We start from the raw sequence: 22,921 nt of genomic DNA, 5'->3' as shown, positions 1-22,921 counted from the left end.
ACTTATAGCCAAAACCTCCTTATTTGCTTTTTAGCATTGTGCTTTGCGCGTGAGGGGGGCAGATAAGAGAGAGGTGTCGGGTATAGGAGTGGTTTGAAGCATTTAAATCCTTTTTGGCTAGATTTTAGACAAAATCACAAATTAGTAAGCTAGTTTAAGGCTGTTTGATACTTAGCAGAGTATCTATCATTTTGTCAATGGTGGTTATGACTTTGGCATTTGCAGCATATCCACCTTGAAACTTGATTAAATCCACCATTTCCTCATCGATACTCACTTGCGTGATAGATAGATGCTCTTTTTTGGTGGCTTCAAATACGGAGGTTTTGGTATCAAGTGTGCGCTGTGTCTCCTCTGTGTCAGTGGCTATGCGCCCTGCGGCAAACTGATAAAACTCATTTATGCCCATTTTGAAAGGCTGCTTTGTGTGCTTGTTGAAAAAGTCGATTTTGTCGTATTGGAGCTGCTGCATCATATTTGCCACATCGAAGTTGCCCGCTGTGGGGGTTAGCCACGGGCGGATTTGCGTGGCGTCTTTTTCATAGTCCCTATGCAGTCTTATATCTCTAGCACTTTGCCCTTGCAAAAATTTATTGATTCCCATAGCGCCTGTGAAGTTTGTGCCATTGTCCTTGATAGCGACATATATCCCCTCTCGTGGGTTGGTAGACTCTATGACAAACTGCTTGACTTCAGGGTCAAATATCGCCCTAAAGTAGTCATCAAAGTCGTTTATGTCGTTGTTGTCATCATTGTCATCTTTGTTGCCATTTATCGCGCGGACAATGTCGTGCATAGTGGTTACATTGTCTATGTAGATTCTCTTTGTGGCGATGACATCGCCTTTTGTGTTGTATGCCATCAAGTCAAATGAGCCGTTTTTGAAGTTGTAGTTGGTGTCTTTTAGTGCTTCATATCGTCCGAACTGCACTTGCTCGCCTATGAGCTCTTTTGCTGCGGATTGCGCATAGATAGCGTTTGTGGCTTCCATAAAGCCTTGCGCAAAGGTGTCAAGCAAGTCAATATAGTACTGGATATGCCCGATTTTCGTGCCTTTGTAGCCTGTGTTATAAAGCGAGATAAGAGAGCCTGCCTTGCCCTCATCAAGTTTATCAGTAATATCCACATCTTTAAAATCATAAGTATGCCAATAAACGCGGTTTAGGTGCTCGGCATTGTTTTCTTTGTCTAGCTTTATGGGGTGGAAAGTGTAGCCATCTACCATATTAAACCCGCGTGCGATATTCATCACATAGTTTTCGTCAAAATCCGCATTTCTAGCTTGCAGGAGAGAATCTGTGCGGAGATGATTTTTATACACGCGCCCGCCGATGATTTCGATAAGGTGGAATTCGTATTGGTCGCGTCTATCGCGCAATTCATTTGCTTGGCGATATTGCTTGGCATCTTCCATTTCTTTGATTTTGCCATTTAGCTGGGCGATTTCAGAGCCTAAGCGATTTGCCTCATTGATAAGCGTTTCTAGATTTTCGCTAGCTTGTCGTTGTAGGTTTACAAGCTTTGTGCGAGTATCACGCAGATTTCGCGTAAGCACTTGGGTGGCTTCTGCTAGGACTTGCTTTTGGGCTGGGTCTTGGGAGTTTTTGGAGACATCTTTCCACGCATTAAAATACGCTTCTAAATCATTATAAATCCCCACACCCTCGACATCTGGGAAGTAGGCTGAAATCTCGCGCAAAAAGTCAAAGCTGTTTTGAAAAAACGCCATTTCTGAGCCTGACTTGGTATATCTGTCAAACACAAAATCATCGTGGATTCTGCGAATGGCTGGAATATCTACACCGCGCCCGATGATAAGCCCTTGGTGCATCACAAGCGGTCGCTCTGGCTGGGCTATCACGCGCTTACGGCTATAAAACTCATCGCTAGCGTTTGAGATATTGTTGCTAGTGGTGTCTACCATTACTTGGTGTCCCACAAGCCCTGTGTATGAGGTATTTAGTGAAGAGAGAATCCCGCCCATAGCCTAAGCCTTGATTTGCAAAAGATTTATGCTTGATTTGGGGGTGGATTTTTTATCGCCATAGGTTTGGGCTTCTTTGGGGATAAGTTTGTCCATAAGCGAGGTAAAAAACTCACTCACAGCGAAAACGATTTGCGCATAGCTAGAATTTAGCTTTTTTAGCTCCTTTAGGGCTTGGCTCATCTCATCAAAAAGCTCTTGTGTCCTAGAATCAATTAGGTCTTTTATTTCTTTTTGGGGATTGTTGTTTTTGAGGGCAAGCATCTCTTGGCTAATCAAGCTTTTTTTGGTCTCAAACTCCTTGATGAGGGCGTCTTTTTTGGGATTGCGCTCAAAAATCTCATCGTGCTTGGCTAGCTTTATGGATTCTATGTCTTGCTTCGTGTAGTCGATAAGTGTGCGTAAGTCAGCGATAGCACCTTGAAGATATTGCATAACCATTTTTTATCCTTATCTGCCCCCCTCACGCGCAAAGCACAATGCTAAAAAGCAAATAAGGAGGTTTTGGCTATAAGTTAAGCAAATCTAGTGCCATTTTTTCAGAAGTTTTTTGTAAGTCGAGTTTGTATTCTTTTGCCTCAATAGAGTCCCTAATCTGCGCGATTTTGTTTTGCGCTGCGACTTGGGCTACATCGTCATTTTGGCGATTTCGCTGCGTGGCGATTTTTGTGTCTTCGTCTTTGTATGCGTTTGCATTTCGCGCATTTAGAGAAGCGATATTTGAGCTTATGGTATTCATCTGCACTCCTTTGGTGATTTTGGTCTAGTTTGCTTACTATGTATCTGTCAAGCTATATCGGTTGAAAAATCCAACGATTTAAGCCTATTTTTCCACACTTCAACTCTACTTCTTCATAGCCTTATTCATCTCTTTGGCTAGGTTATCTAGGCTTGTAGCACTTTTTATCCCCTTTTCTTGAAAAAGTGATACATTTGGATTGACACGATATGTAAAAAACCCAACAAACACCATAACATAGCAAAACAAAAAAAAGCATAGCGTTGGGAAAATCCAAGTTTTCACATCCATTTTGCAACCTTTTGTAAAGATATGCCCCGCTATGAATAACACAAGAATGCGCTGTGCGAAATCTATGCAACACAAAAACCAAATGTAAAAACTGCATAGAAACGATAAATGTGAGCTACAAAAATGTAAGCGATGCCCACACTCACGCGCTAATCTCGCCTTACGAGGCACGATTATATAACAAAATCGGCAAAAAGCGGATAGTTTTTGCGTATTTTTACTCTCTTTTATGCAAATATTTGCATATTTTGTTTGATTTTGTGGATTTTTGCGTGATTTTTTAATTTATCGCGCTCTTAATTCTCGTGCGTTTATAGCTATATTTTTAGCTCCTAAAATGTTAATTATTTGTTTGAAGTATTGCTAAATAATTGCGCTAAAATCTCAAAGTTGTAGCTTTTGCGTTTTAATTTGGTTTTATTTCATAAAAATATCGGGTTAAGGTATCCTCTAAAATGTCTAAAAAAATAGAAACACACAAAAAAAATACTTCTAAAGATTCTAATTGCTCGCTTGATTCTACCTTTGCTTTTATATTTCTTAGCACAAAATCGCGCAAAGCTATTGCGCCATTTGAAGCGATATTGTGCGATTTGGCAAAAAAGCATAAACTAGATTTTGGAAGTGAGTTTTGTCCTAGCAAAGAGTGGATAAAGCCAAGTGAGCTGTATTTCTTTGTCCGCACTATAAATGACGCCAAAGCAAATGATGGTGTGGTAAATGATACTAAGGCAGATAGTAAAGCAAATGACACAATCATCGCCTTTGCCAACTCTATAAGTGAGAATCTGCCTTTGAGTATGGATTTTGTATTTAAAGGCATAGAGAGTGCAAAATCCTTGCAAGAATCAAGCATTTTGCCAAAAAAGATTAGCCACGCTAAAGTTTTGCACTCTAAAACCCCGCACGATAGGAAACTACCAAAAAATGTAGAATCTATCCCCACCGTGCAAGAGATGAAAGCCCTTTTAGGTGCATTTGAAGAAAAAAATGATAACGACACGGCAAGTGATTTGTCGCTATACTCCGTGTTAAAGCCGTTTTTTGTGGATATACGGTATGGCGATGAAGTCTTTAGCACAAAAAGTGCAAAAAAAATCGCACCAAAAGATTCTAGCCTTGCTGTGCTCTTTGCTAGGCTTGCTAGTGAGCTAGCGGAGGGCAAGCCCGTGAGAATCCGCACAAAAAGAGGGGATATAGCTTTAAGCGTGGGGGAGAAATCCCCTCTTGCGATGTTTTGGGAGCTTGGGGCACTGCAAATCTTTATGCGGGTAAATCAAGCCCAAATCAGTCTGCTTGGGAACTTTGAGAAGCCAAGTATGAAGCTATGCCCAAAAGAAGTGTTTGCAAAAGAGTTTTTTGGTAAGCAAAATCAAGTAGCACAATCAGCAGGTGTGGCAAATCCTGTGGAGATTGAGTGCGTTTTGGCTTATGAGCCACTTTTGGCATTGCTTGGGGTGTATGCTAGGGCGCGTGGTGTGGAGTTTGTCTTTGTAAAGCCTTTTGCTAAAAAATCTAGTGAGATTTTGGAGAGTGTGCTTACATACACGATTCCACCCCATAAGCGCGTAGCTTGCGACAAAAACGGCACTTATGTGGAGGATAGATTTTGTAAATTAAATCTTTTCTCTCTTATCCGCAAGCACTATGTGTCATCTACCCCCTCACTATCCTTGCAAAACGCCGCCAAAATCGCCAATGCTTCTCAAATGCTAGTATGCTATCTCTCAAAATCCAAAAACACAGCTATATGGGTTTATCGCCAAATACCAAATGACAATCAGCAAGAAACAACACCACAAGAATCACAAAATCAAGCACAAAAAGACACATTTAGCGAGGTTTTGCACATAGATTTTAGCTTAAATCCAGCTCACGCTTTAGCAGAGATTGCCACACGCGAAAATGGCGATAAGCTAATTGCTAACTTCACTTCTCATTTTGGGGAACATAGCCTAAATTTTTCGCTTGATGATTCTACAAAATCTACTTTTGCAAAAGAGGATTTAGAAAAAACCTCTAAAAACCTTATAGAGTTTTTTTCTATCATTGCAAAAGTGCTTAGGCTTTGCCCAAAAGATGCAAGTGTGGAAGAGGGTGTGAATAGTGTGCTAAATAATGCTAAATTGTTCTTGCGCGATAAGGGACCTAGAATTGATTATAAAACGGTAAAGTCCCCTCAAGGTGGATTGGCACTTGATATGCCTAGAATCTTGCGAAGTGCGATGAGCTTCTCTCTAGCAGGTGTGGATAGCGCGACTTTGTGCTATGGTGTGGTGGATTCTTTGTGTGAGTTTGTGGGAAGTCTAGCGCGGGATATGGGGCAAAACTACGCGATAAAGAAAGTATTTTTGTGTGGCGATATGCTTACAGAATTTATATTTTTGGATAAAATACTGCACTATTTGCCAAAAGATATGGAGATAATCCTCCCACAAGATGGCTTTGTAGATTTTTATAAATAGCATCTAGCGACACTTAGATAATGCAAATAACGCAAAAAGGATAAATATGCAATGTGAAATGATTTTTTCTAAAATCCACCGCGCAACTGTGAGTGAAGCAAATATCAACTATGTCGGCTCTATAACGATAGATTCTAGCTTGTGTGAAGAGGCTGGATTGCTAGAGGGTATGAAAGTCGATGTGGTAAATGTAAATAATGGCGAAAGGCTAAGCACTTATGTGATATTGGGCGAAGCAGGTAGTGGCGTAGTGTGTCTAAATGGCGCAGCCGCACGCAAAGCAAGTGTGGGCGATATAATCATCATCATTGCCTATGTGAGTATGGACTATGAGAGGGCAAAATCCCACAAGCCAAAAGTCGTCTTTGTAGATAGCCACAACCATATCACAAAGGTAGAATCAAATATTGATTCTTATCCAAAAGGCATAAGTTCCTAAAAAGAAGTAGATAAAATCTTGCAACAGATGAGATATGCAAATAATGATATTTTTAATATTATTTAGATACAATACGCGCTACTGCATACATTTAAGAGGTGCTTGTTGAGCAAAAAAGATGCCATAAAATCAAACATAAACTTGGCTATTGCGCTGATAGTGTTGCTATTATCTGCGTTGTTTTCTGTTTTAGCATACCTTTTTGTGAATTTTAGAGAGTTAGCTTTGCTTGAGCTGTGCATAGTTATGCTTGTTGCTGTTTCGTTATTGTCTGGGATAGTATGCGCTTCTTTTTTGTATGTCAAAAATGTAAGAAAGATAGAGAAAATGAAATGACTGCTGGAATGATTGCTTTAATTTTTTGCACATTAGCTTTTATTGTCGCGCTAGGCGTGGTGTGCTTCACTCTCTCTAGAGCCTAAATCAAGCCCTTTAAAATCCAAAAATACCTAAATCTTGCGTGGCGATTAAGGAGTAAAAATGTTTGATATAAAAAATCTAAGCCAAATGCTAGGAGGAATGCAAGAGCAAATCCAAGAAATGGAGCAAAAAAGCAAAGATACTATCCTCACTGCCAAAAGTGGTGGCGGACTGCTTACTGTGAGTATCAATGGTGCGGGTGAAGTGGTGGATATACTCATAGATGATAGCTTGCTAGAGGATAAAGAATCCTTGCAGATTTTGCTTATCTCTGCGCTAAATGACGCTTATAAAAATGTCGAGGAAAATCGCAAATCTTTGGCACTAGGAATGCTTGGCAAAATAAATCCTTTTTAAGATATGAAAACTTAAAAAGCCACGCAAAGTGCTTGCAATAACATAAATAGAGCAAAATCTAACCAAGATAAGCCCAAAAATCAACCACACAAAACACGGAGCAAAAAAGTGCAAAAACTCATCATTATCGATACTTTTGGATTCTTTTTTCGCAATTTTTATGCCCTCCCACCACTTCGCAACAAAGATGGATTCCCCACAGGACTGCTTATGGGGTTTGCCAACCTCATAATGAAGCTACACAAAAACAACGAGGGGGATTTCATCGTGTTTGCGCTAGAGGGCGGGGGAGAAAATAAGCGCAAGCAATACTACAAAGACTACAAAGCAAACCGCGCAAAAGCACCTGATGACTTGGTTTTGCAGCTGCCCATAGCCATAAAGTGGATAGAGCAAATGGGATTTGTAAATCTATCCTTTGAGGGCTATGAAGCAGATGATGTCATCGCTTCACTTGCCACACTAGCGCAAAAAAAGGGCTTAAAAGTCGAAATCATAAGCCACGACAAAGACTTATATCAGCTTATAAATGAAAATATCCACTTGCTAGACCCTGTGAAAAATAAAGAAATCCACGAGGAAGAGTGCTTTGAAAAATTTGGCGTGTATCCCAAAAATTTCATTGACTATCAAAGTCTAGTAGGCGATAGTAGTGATAATGTGCCCGGGGTAAAAGGCATAGGCACAAAAAGTGCAGCCAAACTCATAGAGAAGTTTGAAAATCTAGAGAATATCTATGAAAATGCAACATCTCTGCGTGAGGTGGTAGGAGAAAGACTAGCAAATGCCATAGAGCAAAATAGGGAATCTGCATTTTTAAGCAAAAGGCTTGTAACGCTAGAGCGGGATTTATTTAGTGAATTTGAATTCTCAAAATCCATAATGCCACAAAAAAATCCACTTATCAAAATCCTAGATGAGATGAAAAAATATGAGTTTGCCAAAATCGTGCAAAGACTAAGCAATGAAAAACCAAATGTGCCTTTTAGCCAAATCATCGCCCAAGACTCTAAAAAAGAGCAGGAAGCTAAAGAGGAATATGAAGCACAAAAAGATAAAAAACGCTTAGCAAAAAAGGGGCTTGGAGGACTTGAGATAGAAGCTACTTTTGCAAAGCTAGATTCTACTTCGCAGCAAACAATAGAGGAAAATCCCCCAACCTTTGGCTACATAAACCAATCACTTCTAGCAAACAAAACAGATGAGATTTTGGCCAAAGATCCTTTTTACTTCAAGGCAAAAAAAATAGAATCTCTTAGCGAGCTAGAGGGGATTTTGGATAGTATGCCAAAAGACTGCCTTATCGCTTATGATTGCGAAACTACGGCTATTGATACCAAAGTAGCGCAAATAGTGGGGTTTAGTTTTTGTGCTGATGGGGTAAATGCTTATTATGTCCCCATAGCCCATAGCTACTTAGGCGTAGAATCCCAAATAAGCCTAGAGGAAGCAAAAGAGGGGATAAGAAAGATTTTTGCCCATCCTCTCATCGGGCATAATCTCAAATACGACTTAAAAATCGCACAAAATCTTGGAATCCACTATGATTATGCAAATGGCAAAATCTATGATTCTATGGTGCTTGCGTGGCTTTTTGATAGCGTAAGCAAAGTAGGGCTTGATGAGCAAATGAGGAAGTGGTTTGCCCACTCTATGATAGGCTTTGGCGAGGTGCTAGGCAAACTAGATGATTTCTCACAAGTGCCAATCCCAAATGCCACCAAATATGCCGCTGAAGATGCGAGTGCTTCTTTTAGGCTGTTTTTTCGCCTCAAATGCGAACTAGAATCACGCGGTTTGGATAGTATTTTTGAGCTAGCAAAAAGAGTAGAATTTCCCTTTGTATCCGTGCTTTTGGAAATGGAGGAAGAAGGCATAGCTATTGATGAAAATCACTTCAAAGACTTGCTGAAAAGATTTTCTAAAGAAATCGCACAAATTGAGCAAGAGATTTTCTCTCTATGTGGAAGTGTGTTTAACCTAAACTCCCCAAAACAGCTTGCAAATATGCTATTTGACACCCTAAAGCTAAAAGCGCAGAGGCAAATAAAAGGCGGGTATAGCACTGATGAAAAAACCTTGCAAAATCTACTAGAAGCCCACCCTTGCATACCCAAAATCCTAGAATACAGAGAGCTAGCAAAGCTAAAGGGCACTTATGTCGAACCTATGCTAAAGCTACAAAAACAAGGCAAAATCTACACTTCGTTTTTGCAGACGGGCACTGCCACAGGACGCCTAAGCTCCAAATCCCCAAACCTCCAAAATATCCCTGTGCGAAGCGAGCAGGGCAGGCTTATCCGTGCTGGATTTTGCGCTAGTGGAGAAAATAAGATTTTGCTATCTATTGACTACTCTCAAATTGAGCTTAGACTTTTGGCACATTTTTGCCAAGATAGCGCACTCATCGAAGCATTTAGAGATGATTTAGACATTCACTTACAAACTGCAAAGGCAATCTTTGGCGAAAAAGAAGCGACACAAAAGCGCAGTATCGCAAAGAGTATAAACTTCGGGCTTATCTATGGAATGGGCTCTACCAAACTATCTCAAACGCTAAAAATCCCGCAAAAAGAAGCAAAAAGCTATATTGAGGGATATTTTTTATCATTCCCCACGGTCAAAGATTTTCTAAATTCAAAAAAACAAGAGATTTTGGAGAAAGGTTATGCAGAGACTTTGCTAGGACATAGACGATATTTTAGCTTCGCGCACGCTAGTGAATTTATGCAGGCAAATTTCTTGCGCGAGGGAGTAAACTCGATTTTTCAAGGCAGTGCAGCGGATTTAATCAAAATGGCAATGCTAAAAATCCACGCGCACATAAAAGAAAGCAAAAGCGATATAAAAATGCTTTTACAAGTCCACGATGAGCTGATTTTCGAGCTAGACAAAGAGGGGGCGGAGCAAAGAGCAAAAGAGCTAAGTGCGATAATGGATAATATCTATACGCTAAATGTCCCACTAAAATCAAGCTACGCGCTAGGACGCACTTGGGCGGAGCTAAAATAATATAACTAAAACAATCCTAGATAGTGCCAAAACACTGCAAAACACTAATGGATTTTGTGCTATAATCCACAATCTGCTTTTGAATAAATTTTAGATAGCACAAGTTAGGGGTTTGATAATAAAAACACAAAGGATAAAATATGACAAAAAAACCGATGAGCGTGTTTGTGATTTTGGGGCTTGGATATGCTGCGTTGGTGGCGATTATGCTACTTGTTTGTATCTATGCGATAATCCAAATCGGCTCTATTAGGGACAAACTCACAGAGATAAACGAAGTAAATTCTGTCAAACAACGCATAGCGATTGACTTTCGTGGAAGCGTGCACGATGAGTCTATTGATGTGCGAGATGTCGTGCTTACAGATTTGAGCGATAGAGCTACGCTTAGCAGGCTAAATCAGCAGATTAGACAGCTCCAAGATAAATATGAAAACGCACGAGAAAGAATGAAAAATACTTTTGAAACAAAAAATGGACTTGGTAAAGTAGAAACAGAGATTTTAGGACGCATAGATGCTATTGATTCTCGCGCTCGCCCTATAATCGCCCAACTGCTTGAGGCAAAAAAAAGTGGCGATGAGATGGGTGCGATAAATGCGCTAAATAATGTGCGACCGATATTTGTAGAGTGGCTTGCGACCATCAATGAGTTTATCGACTTAGAAGAGAGCAAAAACCAAGCGGTAACTCCTGTGGTGCAAAACGCCGTAGCAGTGTTTAGAGGGGTGTTTATCATAAGTGCGATTCTAGCAGTGGTAGCAAGTGTGCTTCTTGTGTGGTTTATCATCGGCTATCTTGTGCGACTACTAGGTGGTGAGCCAAGTATCGCTTCACATAGTGTGAAGCTAATCGCTAGTGGGGATTTGAGTGAGAGCATATCTAACAACATAGGTATGCTAGGCGAAATCGCAGCTATGCAAGAGCGGCTCAAAAAAATAGTTAGCGAGATTTTAGTCTCTGCAAATGATATTTTCAAAAACACCCAGCTTGTGGCAAGTGCTAGCGCGGACTCCCAAAAAGCCTCCATCACACAAAGCGAGACAGCAAAGCACTCTGCAAAGCAAGTGGTAGAAATCTCTGAGGGCATAGCTCAAATCGCTCAAATCGCTAAGCAAACCGAAGAAAACTCTGAGAAAACCCTAGAGCTTTCTCGCAAAGGACAAGAGGCGATGACTGACACCCAAGAAACCGTAGAAGCCGTTACGCAAATGGTAATCTCATCTGCTAATCAAATCCTAGAGCTAGAGAAGCAATCTAGCGAGGTAGGCTCTTCAGCCTCGCTCATCGCAGAAATCGCTGACCAAACAAATCTCCTTGCGCTAAATGCCGCTATCGAAGCCGCACGCGCAGGTGAACACGGCAGAGGATTTGCCGTTGTTGCTGATGAGGTGAGAAAGCTAGCGGAGCGCACTTCGGGTGCTACTTCGCAGATTTCTGCGATGATTCAGCATATAAGCCAAGAAATCCAAACCGTCGCTCAAGCGATGAATCAAGCTGTGCCACAAGCTCAAAAAAGCATAGAACTAGCCACACAAACCGCCTCTGTGCTAGATGAGATAAAAGACCAAGCTAGCGACTCCCTAGCAAAAGCAAAAGATGTAAGCACCTCCTCTAGACACCAAGATGAGAGTGTCAAAAATATCCGTGCTGAAATGGATGAAATGGTAAATATATCTAGAAACACAACAGAGCTTATGCACAAAGCTTCTAGAGCAATAAGCGATTTGGAAAATATCTCTACCAAACTCAAAGAAAACATTGGATTTTTCAAAGTATAAAGAGGATAGTTAGCTATACTAAGCCTATAAAAATTGCAGTGTAAAATCTGCATTGCTTAGTGATTGTAAAAATGCTTAAGCTAATATTTTTGCTAAAGGGTATTTTAGATTCTTATGAGATAAAAAATCTAGCGTGATTTGCACTACTTCATTTGTTGTAAATCCTGCTAAAAGCCTAAAGGCTTAATAAATGCTATCAACTATCAAAAAAACGATTAAGCACAATTTGGCTGTGTATTTTATGGTGCTTGCTTGTTTGGATTTCGCGCTTGTGGGGGCGTGTGCCAAAATTTTGAGCACTGAGGGGTTACCTAGCATTGAGGTGGTGTTTTTTAGAAATCTTATCGCTGCTTTTTATCTCTACTATCTTTTCAAAAAATCCACACTTAAGCAAAAAGAGGGTGGGCATTTTGGGATTTTGCTATTTCGTGGTGTAGCAGGTGTGCTTTCCCTCTATCTTTTGTTTTATAATATTGAGCATATCACTCTTGGTGGAGCATACTCTTTCCAAAAAACTGCACCGATTTTTACCACACTTATTGCATTTTTTGTATTTAAAGAAAGTATAGGATTTAGGGGGTGGCTAGCCGTTGGTGTGGGGTTTGTAGGAGTGCTACTTATCGCACAGCCGTTTGCTAGCGAGGATTTTCACACAGGTTTTGAAGCAAAAAACTGCCTTTTGGGCGTGCTGTGCGGATTTTTGTCTGCTATATCTGTGGTAAGTGCTCGCAAACTGCGACACTACTACACCACCGAAAAAATCGCGCTATCTTTTATGGTTGTTGGCACGCTTGTGCCATTGCTTTCAATGATTATTGGTGGATTTTACGCACCAAAGGAGCTAGATTTTGTGGTTTGTGGCTTTGTCCTGCCAAGTGCAAAATCTATGTTTTTTATCGTGGTTATGGGGATTTTGGGCGCGGCATATCAAATCCACCTTACCAAAAGCTACGGTGTAGCAAAAAAAGCTGGCATTGTCGCTGGGGTAAGCTATCTTGATGTGGTGTTTTCGCTGATTTTGGGGCTATTTTTGGGAGATAGTTTTCCTAGTGCTATGGTGTTTGCAGGTATTGTTAGCATCATTGGTGGGGGAATCATCTTGGTGCTTAGCAAAACCTAATGATTTATCTATATAAAGTAAAATATGCGATGATAAAAGGTGGCAAAATCTAAAAATAGCAAAAACCAAGATAAACGCTGATAAAACTCATAGAGGAAAATATGCTAAAAGTCATCAAACATAATTTGGGTGTGTATTTTATGGTGCTTGCTTGTTTGGATTTCGCGCTTGTAGGGGCGTGTGCCAAGATTTTGAGTGATGAGCTACCAAGCATTGAGATTATGTTTTTTCGCAATATCATCGGTGTGGCGTTTATGCTCTACTTGCTTAGCAAGGTCAAAATCCATAAAGAAGGTGGGCATTTTTGGCTATTATTTTTTCGTGGGCTTACAGGTGCTATTTCGCTGTATTTGTTTTTTTATAATGTCTCTAGCATTTCGCTTAGTGGAGCGTTTGCTTTCCAAAAAACCTCGCCAATTTTTATCACGCTTATTGCGCTTTTTGTATTTGGCGAGAGGGTGGGACTAAAGGGCTGGATAGGGATTTTTATCGCTTTTGGTGGCGTGCTACTTGTCTCGCAGCCTTGGGCGCACCCTGATATGCACACAGGCTTTGATTTTAAAAACTCCATTATAGGCATTATAAGCGGATTTTTTGCGGCACTAGCACTTGTGAGCGTGCGCAAGCTAAGGGGGTTTTATGCTACCGAGCAAGTGGCGTTTTCATTTATTTTTATGGGGGCTTTGCTACCGCTTATTTCGATGATTGTCGCAGAATTTTACGCGCCAAAGGAGCTAGATTTTATGCTTGCACCATTTGTGATGCCTAGCCTAAAATCGTGGATTTTTATCATCATTATGGGGGCTATCGGCACGATTTATCAAATCCACACTACCAAAAGCTACGGTGTAGCAAAAAAGGCTGGCATTGTCGCTGGGGTAAGCTATCTTGATGTAGTGTTTTCATTCATATTGGGGTTATTTCTAGGGGATAGTTTCCCTAGTGCTATGGTGTTTATCGGTATCGTTGGAATCATACTAGGTGGGCTTATCTTGGTATATAGAAAAGATTAGATTTTGGCGGTTTTGTTTTTGTAAGATTTTGTGATTTTACACTTTTTTGTTGGATTTTAGGTTTTAAGGAGAGTAAAAATGTATTATCTCATCGCTTTATGTATGGGGATAGCTATCGCTACCCAAGCCCCTATAAATGCCTCTTTGGCTCGCTCTTTGCAAGGCTCATCACTTCAGCTTGCTTCGCTTGTGGCTGCGCTAATATCATTTGGCATAGGCACGATTTGTTTAGGCTTTATGGCGTATTTTAGTGGTGCTTTGGGACTAGATACGATTAAATCGCTTTTTTCTCAATCGTGGTGGAAATTTTTGGGTGGCGTGCTAGGCGCGTTTTTTGTGTTTGGGACGATACTGCTCGCCCCCAAAATAGGGCTACTAAATATGTTTTTGCTAGCACTAGCTGGACAGCTCCTCACAAGTGCAGTGCTAGACTCTATGGGGGCTTTTGGACTAGGGATAAAGCCTATCTCGTGGCAAAAGATTTTGGGACTAGGGATAATACTAATAGGACTTTTGGTATTTTTCTCCAAAGAACTACAAAAAAACTAGGGTTTTGATAAATTTGTGTGAGATTTTTGCGTGTGGCTTTTTGGGTTAGTTTGTTTGTTATGTTAGGCTTTGTAGGGAAACTGAAGTATCTAAAAACTACAAATTTTGCATAGGTATTTTTGGATATTTCGCTTTTTTGCAAAAAGCTCAATATGACAATGATATAAACGCTTAATATGATAGCGAAATCCAAAAAACTACAATGATTTGCAAGCGTAGCAAAGTATCTAAAAAATAGCGCAATATACAAGACACTTTTGCATTCTCTATGGTTTTGTCATTAGCAAGAGTTGGTTAGATTTTCTCACTTTTAAGTCTTTTTTTAAGTCAAGTAAAAAAACGATAAAACATAAAAAACACATCATTTTCATCATTTTTACGCAATTTTTTATATACTTTTGTGAAATATCGTAACATAATTGAGTTTTTATAGGAATTAAAATGAGATTTACTTGACAAGGTGTTTTTGTTTTTTTATAATCTACTCGCCACCCAAAGAATTGACAAAGAATACATATATTCTTAAACATTTCTTATGAGGTGGCAAATTTTATGTAAGGAGGATACAACTATGAAAAAGTTGTCCTTAGTTTTTATGGTTTCTTTGGCTTTGGGACTTAGCTCCCTATCTGCAGAGGTGGTGCAAAACCAAGCTTCACAACATAAAGAGGTCTTGCAACAATCTGATATGGACTTTTTGTTTAAAACCGACAAGCAAAAAGAACTAAATATCGTTGTTTTGGACGAAGATGAGCTAAAAGCTACTCAAGGTGAAGCGTGGAGTTGGAGAGGATTTCTTAAAATATTAGGTGAAATATTTAGACTCTTCTAAATCACAAATCCAACATCATCACTCTACATAGCCCAATGGTTATAAAAGCCATTGGGCGATTACTATTTATAACTAAAAGGACTAAAAATGGTTTCGTATTCAGCTACTTATGCGGCGGCTTATATGGGTGCTTTTTGCGCTATAAATCCTGCCGAGTGTCCAAAAGAGCCTGCTAGACTAGGAATGGGTGTGCAATATGCACAAGTCCAAGAGGGAAAAACACAAACCTTAGGTGGCTACCTAAGTATGAATGTAGGGATAACCTCTACGGAGGGCAAAAGGGTGCGATTCTCTGTGGGAGGGCTTGCAGGGGCTGGCAATAGTGATAGCAAAAACTTCAAAGCCAATCACACTTCTGTGAAAAATGAGTTGGCACTTTTTTGGGAGCTTTACCCAAGACTTGGGATAAATATCGCCACCAAAAAATACCCCCTGTATCTCAATATAGACTTAATCGGCGAGGGATATAGCTCTAAAATCAACAGAGAAAATGGCTACACCAATGCGCTATTTTCTGCTGGGATAGGGCTAGAGGGGATTATCCCTACTACAAATAGATTTGCCATAGAATACGGCGCAAGCTATAACTACATATTTGCAGGATATTATTGGTTTGGGCAAACAGGCGATGATAAACAATCCACAATGAGTGGATACAGCTATGGGGCAAAGGCACATATCGGCTTTTCTTATGCTGCTAGCGAGAAATACTCATACTATTTGCGCTTTGTGGGAAAATATCAAGACTTAAGTGCCTCAAAACCTATCAGCGCAAATGGTGGCACTTCTCTAAACTACCCTGCGACAACAAACATAATAGGAATGCTTGAAATGGGATTTGGGTTTATGAGCGTTAGATTTTAGGTAGTGTTTGGGGGTAAGAGTGATAGGCAGCGTTAGATTTTGGGTGTGGCAAGAAATCATTTGAAAATCTATGCCACATAAAATCTACACTGCACAAGGACTTGTAAAACTATGGCTTTGCAAAGCCTAGATTCATAAACGGATTTGTAAGTGAATTTACAAGCGGATTTGAGTGTAGATTTGCAAAGCCTAGAGATTCTAGATTGTTTGCAAAAAGCTAGAATCTTTGCATAAAAATCACGCAAAATGTGATGAATCCCCTAAATGAAAGAAGCACAGATGAAAGATACACTAAAGAGATGAGAAAAACACGCGCTAGTAGCCCACACTAACGCGCTTATAAAATACTTAGAAAATCCTAAAGAGATAGTTGCACTTTTGCTTTAGCGCGAAGTGAATCAACCTTTTTTTGCATTTCTTCGCTTACCTTTTGCTCGGTTATCATTTGCTTTATAGCCTCTTTGATTTTCTCAAAGTCATATTTATCCGCCTTGTCAATGACATAGATGATATGATAGCCAAAGTCTGTCTTTACAGGGGTTTTGGAGTAGTTGCCCGCACTCATAGCAAACGCCGCATCAGAAAATGGCTTTACCATTTGGTCTTTGCTAAAGTTACCCAAATCCCCGCCGTTTTGAGCTTGCTTGTTGCCCGGGTCGATAGTTTGCTTATTTGCTATTTCGATAAACTTTTGCTCTACCTTGTTCTTAGGAGTTTTGTTTAGCTCATCAATGACTTTTTTTGCTTCGGATTCTGTTTTTACGATGATATGTCGTGCGTGGACATTTGGCTTGGAGAACTGTGCGCTATTGCTATCAAAAAACGCCTTTGCTTCTTGGTCGCTTACCGTTACTTTGCTAGCGATATTTTGCACCTCTTTTTGTGCCCATATATTTACCAAAAGATTGTCTTTTATGCGCTTTGTGATTTTGTTGTAGGCTTGGGTAAATTCCGCACTTTTATCAAGGCTACTTTTTTGCGCTTCTTTGGCGATTAGGACATTATTTACCGCTTGATTTACAAGCTCTTGTTTTTGCTCTTTGGTAAGTTTGCTAAACTCAAATGAGGGATTTTGTGCTTTTATCTCATCAAAGTCCGCTTCTGTAATCTGCACCCCATCGACTGTGGCAAGCACTTTTGCTACTGCTAGATTTGCTAGGCTTAGCCCTAGTGCTACTGCTACACTTGCGACTTTTGTCGCTACTTTTGCGCTATTTGCGCTTGTTTGTTTTGCCATTTAGACACTCCTAAGTAGATTTTGTGTATAGATTTTGTGAAAACACAAATTATAAAAACACATCTGTGGATTTTATCGCTTTTTTGTAAATTTTCAAGTTTTTTGCGTGTGTGATATGTGCCCAATGTGTGTTTGGCTAGTGTGCTAGCAAAATGTGAAAAATCTATGTGCTATTTTTTTGGTGGATTTTCCTATTTGTAGTTTTTGCAGATTTTGGCTTAGCTTTACGCGATTTTTAGGAGTGAGGGCGAGCAGGGCTTGTGATAGTTGTGCTTGCAGTGGTAAATCTTGCAGCAAGGCAGATGATAGCGTGTTTTTTAGGGCTTTATTTTTTTTTGTGGTTTCTCCTATGGATTTTTGGGGAGGCTGGGATTTTTGGCTTTTTGGACTTTTGGGGGATTTTGTGGGATTTGAAGTTTTTAGATTGGCTTGATTTTGGGAACAAAGCAAAATCGCCGCTTTTTTCTTTGCAAACGCGCTAGATTGGGCGAGCTGATTTGTAGCCGTTGGGATAATCACAAGTGGCAGTTTGCTTTGGGCGATTTCATAGATGTTTTGCCCGCCAGCACTTATGGCTATGTCGCAGTTTTTCATTACCCTAGCAAAATCTTTTGGGGATAGATTTTGATAGATTTTATGCGTTATTTTTGTAGGATTTGTGGCACTTTTGGTATTGATAGATTTTGGCTCAAGGTGGTGGGGATAAAACTTACCAAGAACGATATGAGCGCAAACTTTAGAGCCAAAGATATGCTTTTTTTGAGTGCTGATTATTTGGCTTAGTGCGTCTATGGTTTTTTGGGTGTAGTTTTGTGTATCGCTCGCTCCAAATGTAAGCAAAATATGCTTTATGTGCTTTTTTTTGCCCACTCTAGCGAAGTCAAAATCCGCATTTGCTACAAAATATTTCACCCCATAAAAGACATTATTTTTTATAAAATCACTCAATAACTTCTCACTAGATTTTGCAAAATCAGCTCTAAAATCTAGCTCACAAGATAAGTTTGCTACAAAATCTTTTGTAAAATTTTTTATAAAATCGCGTAATAATTTTTCGCTCCCAAGAGCACCATTTAGCACAAATATGTGGAGTAAAGCATTGCTAAGTTTTGAGAGATTTTGTGGTGTATGTTTGCCCTGTCGCAGTGTCTGTGCCACAAAGTGCAAAAACCCAATCCCATCATCAAGGATTAAAATAGATTTGCAAAAATCTTTTTTGCCTAAATCACTAGATTCTAGCTCGCTTAAAAGGGCTTGATAATGCTTATTTTGCACTTCATAGCTATCAATGATGATGAAGCGATATTTTGCGATGATAGCGCGAAACTCGCTTATATCTTGCCAAGTCTTAGTCTTTTTGCTATGTTTGTCATTATGGGTATTGCTTTGCGTCTCGCTATTTAGAAAGGCAAAATCAATTTTGCTATGCTTTGTGCGGTGTTGTGTGTGGGATTGCAGAAGTTTTGCTAGCTTTTTTGTGCGGAGCAAGTGTCCGCCACCTGCGTTTTTTCCCCAGCTTGTAAGCACCACAGCATTTTTTGTAGTCATTTTTTAGGCTTTTTATTTTTGGTGCGTTGTGGAGCTTTGGCTAGAAATTTTCTTTTTGCTAGCTGCCAATCACTCATCGTGTCTATGTCTTGGGAGCGGGAGGGCTCTAGTGCGATAGCGCGTGAGTGGCTAGAAAATATCGGCTTTTGTGCCAAAAATGAGCTAGCCCTGCCCCAATAAAGCACGCCAGCATCGACATATACAGGTGGTAAGTCTTGGGAGCGCACATTTTGATAGCGGCTAAAAAGCATTTGTGGTGTGCCACAAAGCGTGCTAGAATCGGCAAAATCTACGCTAGAAGTTTTCGTGCTAGTTTTTGTGCTAGATTTTGGAGTGCATTTGTGCTGAATATTTTGTGTGGATTCTAGCGTGAAGCCACGCAATGGGTTTTTTGGCAGCTCATTTGCAAAAAACACATATTCACATTTGGAGCACAAAAACACCTCAAAACTCCGCAAAATATCGCTAGAATCGATAAGTGGCGCGGTAGGATATAGCACACATATAGGTGTATCATCTTTTATGCTTACGCCTAAAGAGCGCAAGCAATCTAGCGCGTGAGCTATCACGGGGAGTGTCGCAGTGGTGTCATCTGCTAGATTGCTAGGACGGAGGAAAGGCACAGCTGCGCCGTATTTTTGAGCGATTTTTGCGATTTGCTTATCATCGGTGCTAACCACTACGGTAGAAAAAAGTGGCATAGCAGAAAGAAGGGATTTTTGGTGTGAGGTTTGGTGTGTGGCACAATCTTTTTCTGAATCCGTCTTTGATTCTGTTTTGGATTCTTTCTTGGAATGCTTTTTGGATTTTGTTTTTGAGTCTACTTGTAAATCCACTTCAAAGTCTGCTATAAAATCCACTTGGGAATCCGCGCCAAAATCTATGCCAAAACCTGCGCTAGAGATTTTGGATTCTAGGGCGTTTTGTATGGAGTAGGCAATGATAGGCTTCCCACAAAATGACTTGATATTTTTGCGAGGGATTCGCTTGCTACCACCTCGCGCGGGGATAATGCAAATAGGCTTAAGACTATCCAAAATCTAATAACCTCTTAAATTTTTAGCTACTCTTTACTACTTTGTAAGTGCTTTTGCAAGCATTTTACTTCTTAAAACTGCCAAATACTTAAATTAAGCTAAAAAGGAAATTCATTTTCCACAGCTTTTGAGCCAGCTTTTTTGTGGTTTGTCTGCCCGATAGAGCCTACGCTTAAGTAAGAGATTTTGGAGTCAGAGATATACTTTGATGAGATAGTATTGTCCCTTTGTATGTCATAAGGACGGATTACCCCGCTTATAGTAACAAGTCGTTTTTCGCCATCAATTAGCACTTCGTTGTGTCCATAAACGAAGTAGTTTCCATTTTCTAGGACTTTTAGGATTCTAGCCGTGATAGAAAATTTCAGCGCGTCATTGCGACTTTGCGCACCGCTACCGTTAAATGTCGAATTATCAGTGGTTTTTTGCAAGGAATAGTTCGTTGTGTTGTTTAGCTCTTGGGTGTCTTTGGCGATGTCCTCATCTGTGCCGTTGTAGTTTAGGATTGGTGCGTTTGTCGCTCCATTGCTCGTAGAGGTGTAGTTTTTGGAGCTAGAGAGGGAGGCGGTGGAGTTTTCATCTATGTTTATGGTGATTAAGTCATTTGGTCGCATAGCGCGTCTATCGGCAAACAGCGGTCGCTCTCCTTGCCCAAAAAGACTACCTGCTTGGGTGGGTGCGGGCAAAAACTCTTTACTTGGCATTTCCTCGACATAATCAGGGGGATTGAAATCTATCTGCGGGTCAAACGCCACACACAAGCTTAGTAGCCCACACAATCCCAAAAGCCCCAAAAAAGCGGGGATAAAAGCGATAAATACTTGAGGTTTTGTAGATTTTGCTGTGTGGATTTGACTTGGCTTAGTGGATTTTGTGTGTGGCTTGGCACTTCCTTTGATTTGCACTCTCATTATGACACTCCTTCGTGTTTTTGGTATTTTTTAGGCTTTTCTTGCTTGGTGGTTTTGTTTGATTTTGCTTTTGATATTCTTGGGTTGTGGTGTTTTGGTTTTTGTAGCGTCTTGCTTAGCTTTTTGGCATACTCTTTGTTACTTGCCATTTATTCGCATTTGCCCTATCTACGACATTGGCTAAGGTTTAGCAAAACTTATTCCATTATCTTGCGCTTATCTTTGCTATTTGCACCTGACTATTTTGCACTTGCTGGGGTTTGGTGGTGCTTATTTGCGCTTAGGTTTGTTTAATTTGGCTTATTTTTGTATAATGCAGATTTTTAAAGTCATCTCTAAGTTTATGTAGATTTTATTACTTTACACGCGAGGTATAGAATGAATAATGCTAGCAAAATCTCTGTTTGCATCATTGTAAAAAATGCGCAAAAAACGCTAGCAGAATGCCTTGAATCTGTGCGGGATTTTGATGAGATTATTTTGCTGGATAATGGAAGCACGGATAGGACGCTACAAATCGCGCAAGAATTTAATGCGGCTTATAAAAATTTGCGTGTGAAACAAAGCGAATTCATCGGCTTTGGTGCGCTCAAAAACTTGTGCGTGAGCTATGCAAAAAATGAGTGGATTCTCTCGCTTGATAGCGACGAAGTGCTTGAATCTAGCGCGTTGCACGAGATAAACGCGCTACACTTAGAGCCAAATCATATCTACGCCCTGCCACGCAAAAATCTCTACAATGGCGAGTGGATAAAGGCGTGTGGATGGTATCCCGACTTTGTGTGGCGCATTTTTAATAAAAATTTCACGCGCTTTAATGATAATGCAGTGCACGAAAGCGTGATGATTCCAAAAGATGCACAAAAGATTCACCTAAAAGGCGCGATAAGGCATTATGCCTTTGCAAATATTGATAACATCATCGCCAAAATGAATCGCTACACAAGCCAATCAGCACAAGAAAAGCTAAAAAACGGTAAAAAAACGAGCTTTTTTGCAGCATTTGCGCGATTGCATTTTGTGTTTTTCAAAGATTACTTTTTGCGAAAAGGGTTTTTATACGGATATAAAGGCTTCATAGTAGCCTTGCTAAACGCGCTTGGTGCGTTTTTTCGTTATGCGAAGCTATATGAGCTAAGCAAGGATAAAAAAGAACCCAAAGTGATTGCATTTGATAGGAGGCTTGGTGTGGGGGATATTATCTCAAGTATTCCAGCTTTTTATCTCACAAAACAGCTTTATCCACAAGCGACATTTATCCTAATCACTAATAAAATCGGTGCAAGTCTATGTCGTAATTTTAATTTTATAGACAAATTCATCATTGAGGGGGTGGATTTTGAGATAAAAGACTTTGCCAAAGTTGTCGATGAAAATGAGGTTGAAGCCTTGCTTCTTGGGCACAGAAGTAGCGTAAACATAAAACTTGCCAAACAAAGCAAATGCCCTAAAATCATCACTTGGAGGCATTTGCACTCTATATTTTCCTCACGCTTTATACACCCAAAACATATCAAAAGAAGCCAAAGGCTTGAGATTTTGCGATGTTTGGATTTGGTAAGAATGATAGACACTCTAAAGTATGATAAAAATATAAACAAATTTGAACTAAAAAGTTTGCCTATACGAATCCAAACTGATAGGCAAAATAAGATTTTTGTAGATGAATTTTTGGGTGATGCTAAAAAATATGAAAAAATCATCGCTATAAGTCCTTTTGGTATATCTAGCGCAAAATATAACCTTGCAATAGATGATTGGATAAGTCTTACTAAAAATCTAGCCAAAAAATTTGATAAAGCCCTGTTTGTCTTTATGAACTTTCGTGGTAGTGGCTATGAGTTTGAGCCGTTTATAGAGGAAAATATCAAAGTATTTGTAAATAACGATGATTTACTAAATCTAGTAGAACTAACAAGTAGGGTAAATCTCTGCATAAGTCTATCCACAGGCAATATCCATATAGCTGATAATTTAGGGATTGATACTTTGGGATTTTTTGCTTATACAGATGAGTTTTTGTTCCCTTGTGGGAATTATGGTGGGAATTTTGAAGTGCTATATCTGCCAAAAGATTGGAAAAAAGACTATGAATTTTACAAAAATGCTTTTTATCAAAAAGCTCAAAAATGTGTAGAAAAAATACTTTTGGGACATAAAAACAAAAAGGAAAAATAAAATAAACCACAAAATTCCTTACATTTTAAGCACACACAGAGGTAAAGCAAAACAAAGCATAATTATGAGGCAATGCAAAACAATAAAAAGTGTCGCAATGCTTTAGGCAATACGGAGCAATAAAATAATCTTTATTTGCTTTTT

Annotated in this window: 21 protein-coding genes and 1 pseudogene; 12 read left to right on the top strand and 10 right to left on the bottom strand. The window is 39.8% G+C overall.

Going from position 1 to position 22,921, the window contains the following annotated elements; genetic code table 11:
- Positions 1-154: 154 nt before the first annotated feature.
- The 4 genes from flgK to CQA40_RS05590 all read right to left on the bottom strand — a co-directional run bounded on the left by flgK (position 155) and on the right by CQA40_RS05590 (position 3,014).
- The gene (flgK, locus tag CQA40_RS05605) at positions 155-1,984 is read right to left on the bottom strand and encodes a flagellar hook-associated protein FlgK (protein ID WP_115519929.1); all 1,830 of its coding nucleotides are present in this window, start codon (positions 1,982-1,984) and stop codon (positions 155-157) included.
- Between the two features lie 3 nt (positions 1,985-1,987).
- Positions 1,988-2,425, bottom strand: coding sequence for a flagellar export chaperone FlgN (gene flgN / locus CQA40_RS05600; RefSeq protein ID WP_023928275.1), 438 nt, complete (start codon positions 2,423-2,425; stop codon positions 1,988-1,990).
- Positions 2,426-2,492: 67 nt separating this feature from the next.
- On the bottom strand, positions 2,493-2,723 hold the full coding sequence (locus tag CQA40_RS05595) for a hypothetical protein (RefSeq protein ID WP_023928274.1): 231 nt from the start codon (positions 2,721-2,723) through the stop codon (positions 2,493-2,495).
- A 105-nt stretch (positions 2,724-2,828) separates the two neighbouring features.
- Positions 2,829-3,014: a hypothetical protein gene (locus CQA40_RS05590; RefSeq protein ID WP_115519928.1), complete on the bottom strand. Its 186-nt coding sequence runs from the start codon at positions 3,012-3,014 to the stop codon at positions 2,829-2,831.
- Positions 3,015-3,067: 53 nt separating this feature from the next.
- Here CQA40_RS05590 and CQA40_RS05585 point away from each other — a divergent pair, with 53 nt between their 5' ends.
- The 11 genes from CQA40_RS05585 (at position 3,068) to CQA40_RS05530 (ending at position 15,866) form a co-directional block, all read left to right on the top strand.
- Positions 3,068-3,298 carry a hypothetical protein gene (locus CQA40_RS05585; protein ID WP_115519927.1) on the top strand — a complete coding sequence of 77 codons (231 nt, stop codon included), beginning with the start codon at positions 3,068-3,070 and terminating at the stop codon, positions 3,296-3,298.
- 171 nt (positions 3,299-3,469) lie between these two features.
- A complete protein-coding gene (locus tag CQA40_RS05580; protein ID WP_115519926.1) occupies positions 3,470-5,479 on the top strand; it encodes a hypothetical protein in 2,010 nt (669 codons plus the stop codon).
- A 46-nt stretch (positions 5,480-5,525) separates the two neighbouring features.
- Complete coding sequence (gene panD, locus CQA40_RS05575; RefSeq protein ID WP_115519925.1) at positions 5,526-5,918, top strand: aspartate 1-decarboxylase; 393 nt, start codon at positions 5,526-5,528, stop codon at positions 5,916-5,918.
- 480 nt (positions 5,919-6,398) lie between these two features.
- Positions 6,399-6,695 carry a YbaB/EbfC family nucleoid-associated protein gene (locus tag CQA40_RS05565; RefSeq protein WP_115519923.1) on the top strand — a complete coding sequence of 99 codons (297 nt, stop codon included), beginning with the start codon at positions 6,399-6,401 and terminating at the stop codon, positions 6,693-6,695.
- A 108-nt stretch (positions 6,696-6,803) separates the two neighbouring features.
- Positions 6,804-9,707, top strand: a complete 2,904-nt coding sequence (gene polA / locus CQA40_RS05560; RefSeq protein ID WP_181882847.1) for a DNA polymerase I — start codon at positions 6,804-6,806, stop codon at positions 9,705-9,707.
- Between the two features lie 140 nt (positions 9,708-9,847).
- Positions 9,848-11,488 (top strand): methyl-accepting chemotaxis protein, encoded by a 1,641-nt coding sequence (locus tag CQA40_RS05555; protein ID WP_115519921.1) that lies wholly within the window; start codon positions 9,848-9,850, stop codon positions 11,486-11,488.
- Positions 11,489-11,690: 202 nt separating this feature from the next.
- On the top strand, positions 11,691-12,608 hold the full coding sequence (locus CQA40_RS05550) for a DMT family transporter (protein WP_115519934.1): 918 nt from the start codon (positions 11,691-11,693) through the stop codon (positions 12,606-12,608).
- 101 nt (positions 12,609-12,709) lie between these two features.
- Positions 12,710-13,621, top strand: coding sequence for a DMT family transporter (locus CQA40_RS05545; protein ID WP_023928266.1), 912 nt, complete (start codon positions 12,710-12,712; stop codon positions 13,619-13,621).
- A 78-nt stretch (positions 13,622-13,699) separates the two neighbouring features.
- The gene (locus CQA40_RS05540; RefSeq protein WP_023928265.1) at positions 13,700-14,170 is read left to right on the top strand and encodes a DMT family transporter; all 471 of its coding nucleotides are present in this window, start codon (positions 13,700-13,702) and stop codon (positions 14,168-14,170) included.
- A gap of 571 nt (positions 14,171-14,741) precedes the next feature.
- Positions 14,742-15,002: a hypothetical protein gene (locus tag CQA40_RS05535; RefSeq protein ID WP_115519920.1), complete on the top strand. Its 261-nt coding sequence runs from the start codon at positions 14,742-14,744 to the stop codon at positions 15,000-15,002.
- 87 nt (positions 15,003-15,089) lie between these two features.
- Positions 15,090-15,866: a hypothetical protein gene (locus CQA40_RS05530; RefSeq protein ID WP_115519919.1), complete on the top strand. Its 777-nt coding sequence runs from the start codon at positions 15,090-15,092 to the stop codon at positions 15,864-15,866.
- 358 nt (positions 15,867-16,224) lie between these two features.
- On the opposite strand, the gene CQA40_RS05525 is transcribed toward CQA40_RS05530, so the two are convergent.
- From CQA40_RS05525 to CQA40_RS11110, 6 genes and pseudogenes are all read right to left on the bottom strand, one after another.
- Positions 16,225-17,103 (bottom strand): peptidylprolyl isomerase, encoded by an 879-nt coding sequence (locus CQA40_RS05525; protein ID WP_115519918.1) that lies wholly within the window; start codon positions 17,101-17,103, stop codon positions 16,225-16,227.
- Positions 17,104-17,247: 144 nt separating this feature from the next.
- Positions 17,248-18,651 (bottom strand): hypothetical protein, encoded by a 1,404-nt coding sequence (locus CQA40_RS05520; protein WP_115519917.1) that lies wholly within the window; start codon positions 18,649-18,651, stop codon positions 17,248-17,250.
- Positions 18,648-19,487 carry a cytidylyltransferase domain-containing protein gene (locus CQA40_RS05515; RefSeq protein WP_408941414.1) on the bottom strand — a complete coding sequence of 280 codons (840 nt, stop codon included), beginning with the start codon at positions 19,485-19,487 and terminating at the stop codon, positions 18,648-18,650. The genes CQA40_RS05520 and CQA40_RS05515 overlap by 4 nt, the downstream gene beginning before the upstream one ends.
- Positions 19,488-19,553: 66 nt before the next feature.
- Positions 19,554-19,688: pseudogene (locus tag CQA40_RS11585) on the bottom strand (cytidylyltransferase domain-containing protein); the annotation flags it as partial.
- A 98-nt stretch (positions 19,689-19,786) separates the two neighbouring features.
- Complete coding sequence (gene flgH, locus CQA40_RS05510) at positions 19,787-20,599, bottom strand: flagellar basal body L-ring protein FlgH (protein ID WP_115519915.1); 813 nt, start codon at positions 20,597-20,599, stop codon at positions 19,787-19,789.
- Positions 20,599-20,748, bottom strand: a complete 150-nt coding sequence (locus tag CQA40_RS11110) for a hypothetical protein (protein WP_181882846.1) — start codon at positions 20,746-20,748, stop codon at positions 20,599-20,601. Before CQA40_RS11110 ends, flgH begins: the two co-directional genes overlap by 1 nt.
- A 229-nt stretch (positions 20,749-20,977) precedes the next feature.
- Here CQA40_RS11110 and CQA40_RS05505 point away from each other — a divergent pair, with 229 nt between their 5' ends.
- Positions 20,978-22,777 (top strand): glycosyltransferase, encoded by a 1,800-nt coding sequence (locus tag CQA40_RS05505; RefSeq protein ID WP_115519914.1) that lies wholly within the window; start codon positions 20,978-20,980, stop codon positions 22,775-22,777.
- Positions 22,778-22,921 lie beyond the last annotated feature (144 nt).

Source organism: Helicobacter sp. MIT 01-3238 (assembly GCF_003364135.1).
In the GTDB taxonomy this organism is placed as follows: domain Bacteria; phylum Campylobacterota; class Campylobacteria; order Campylobacterales; family Helicobacteraceae; genus Helicobacter_B.
Note: the sequence above shows the minus strand (reverse complement) of the source record. Positions and strands in the feature narration are given on the sequence as shown.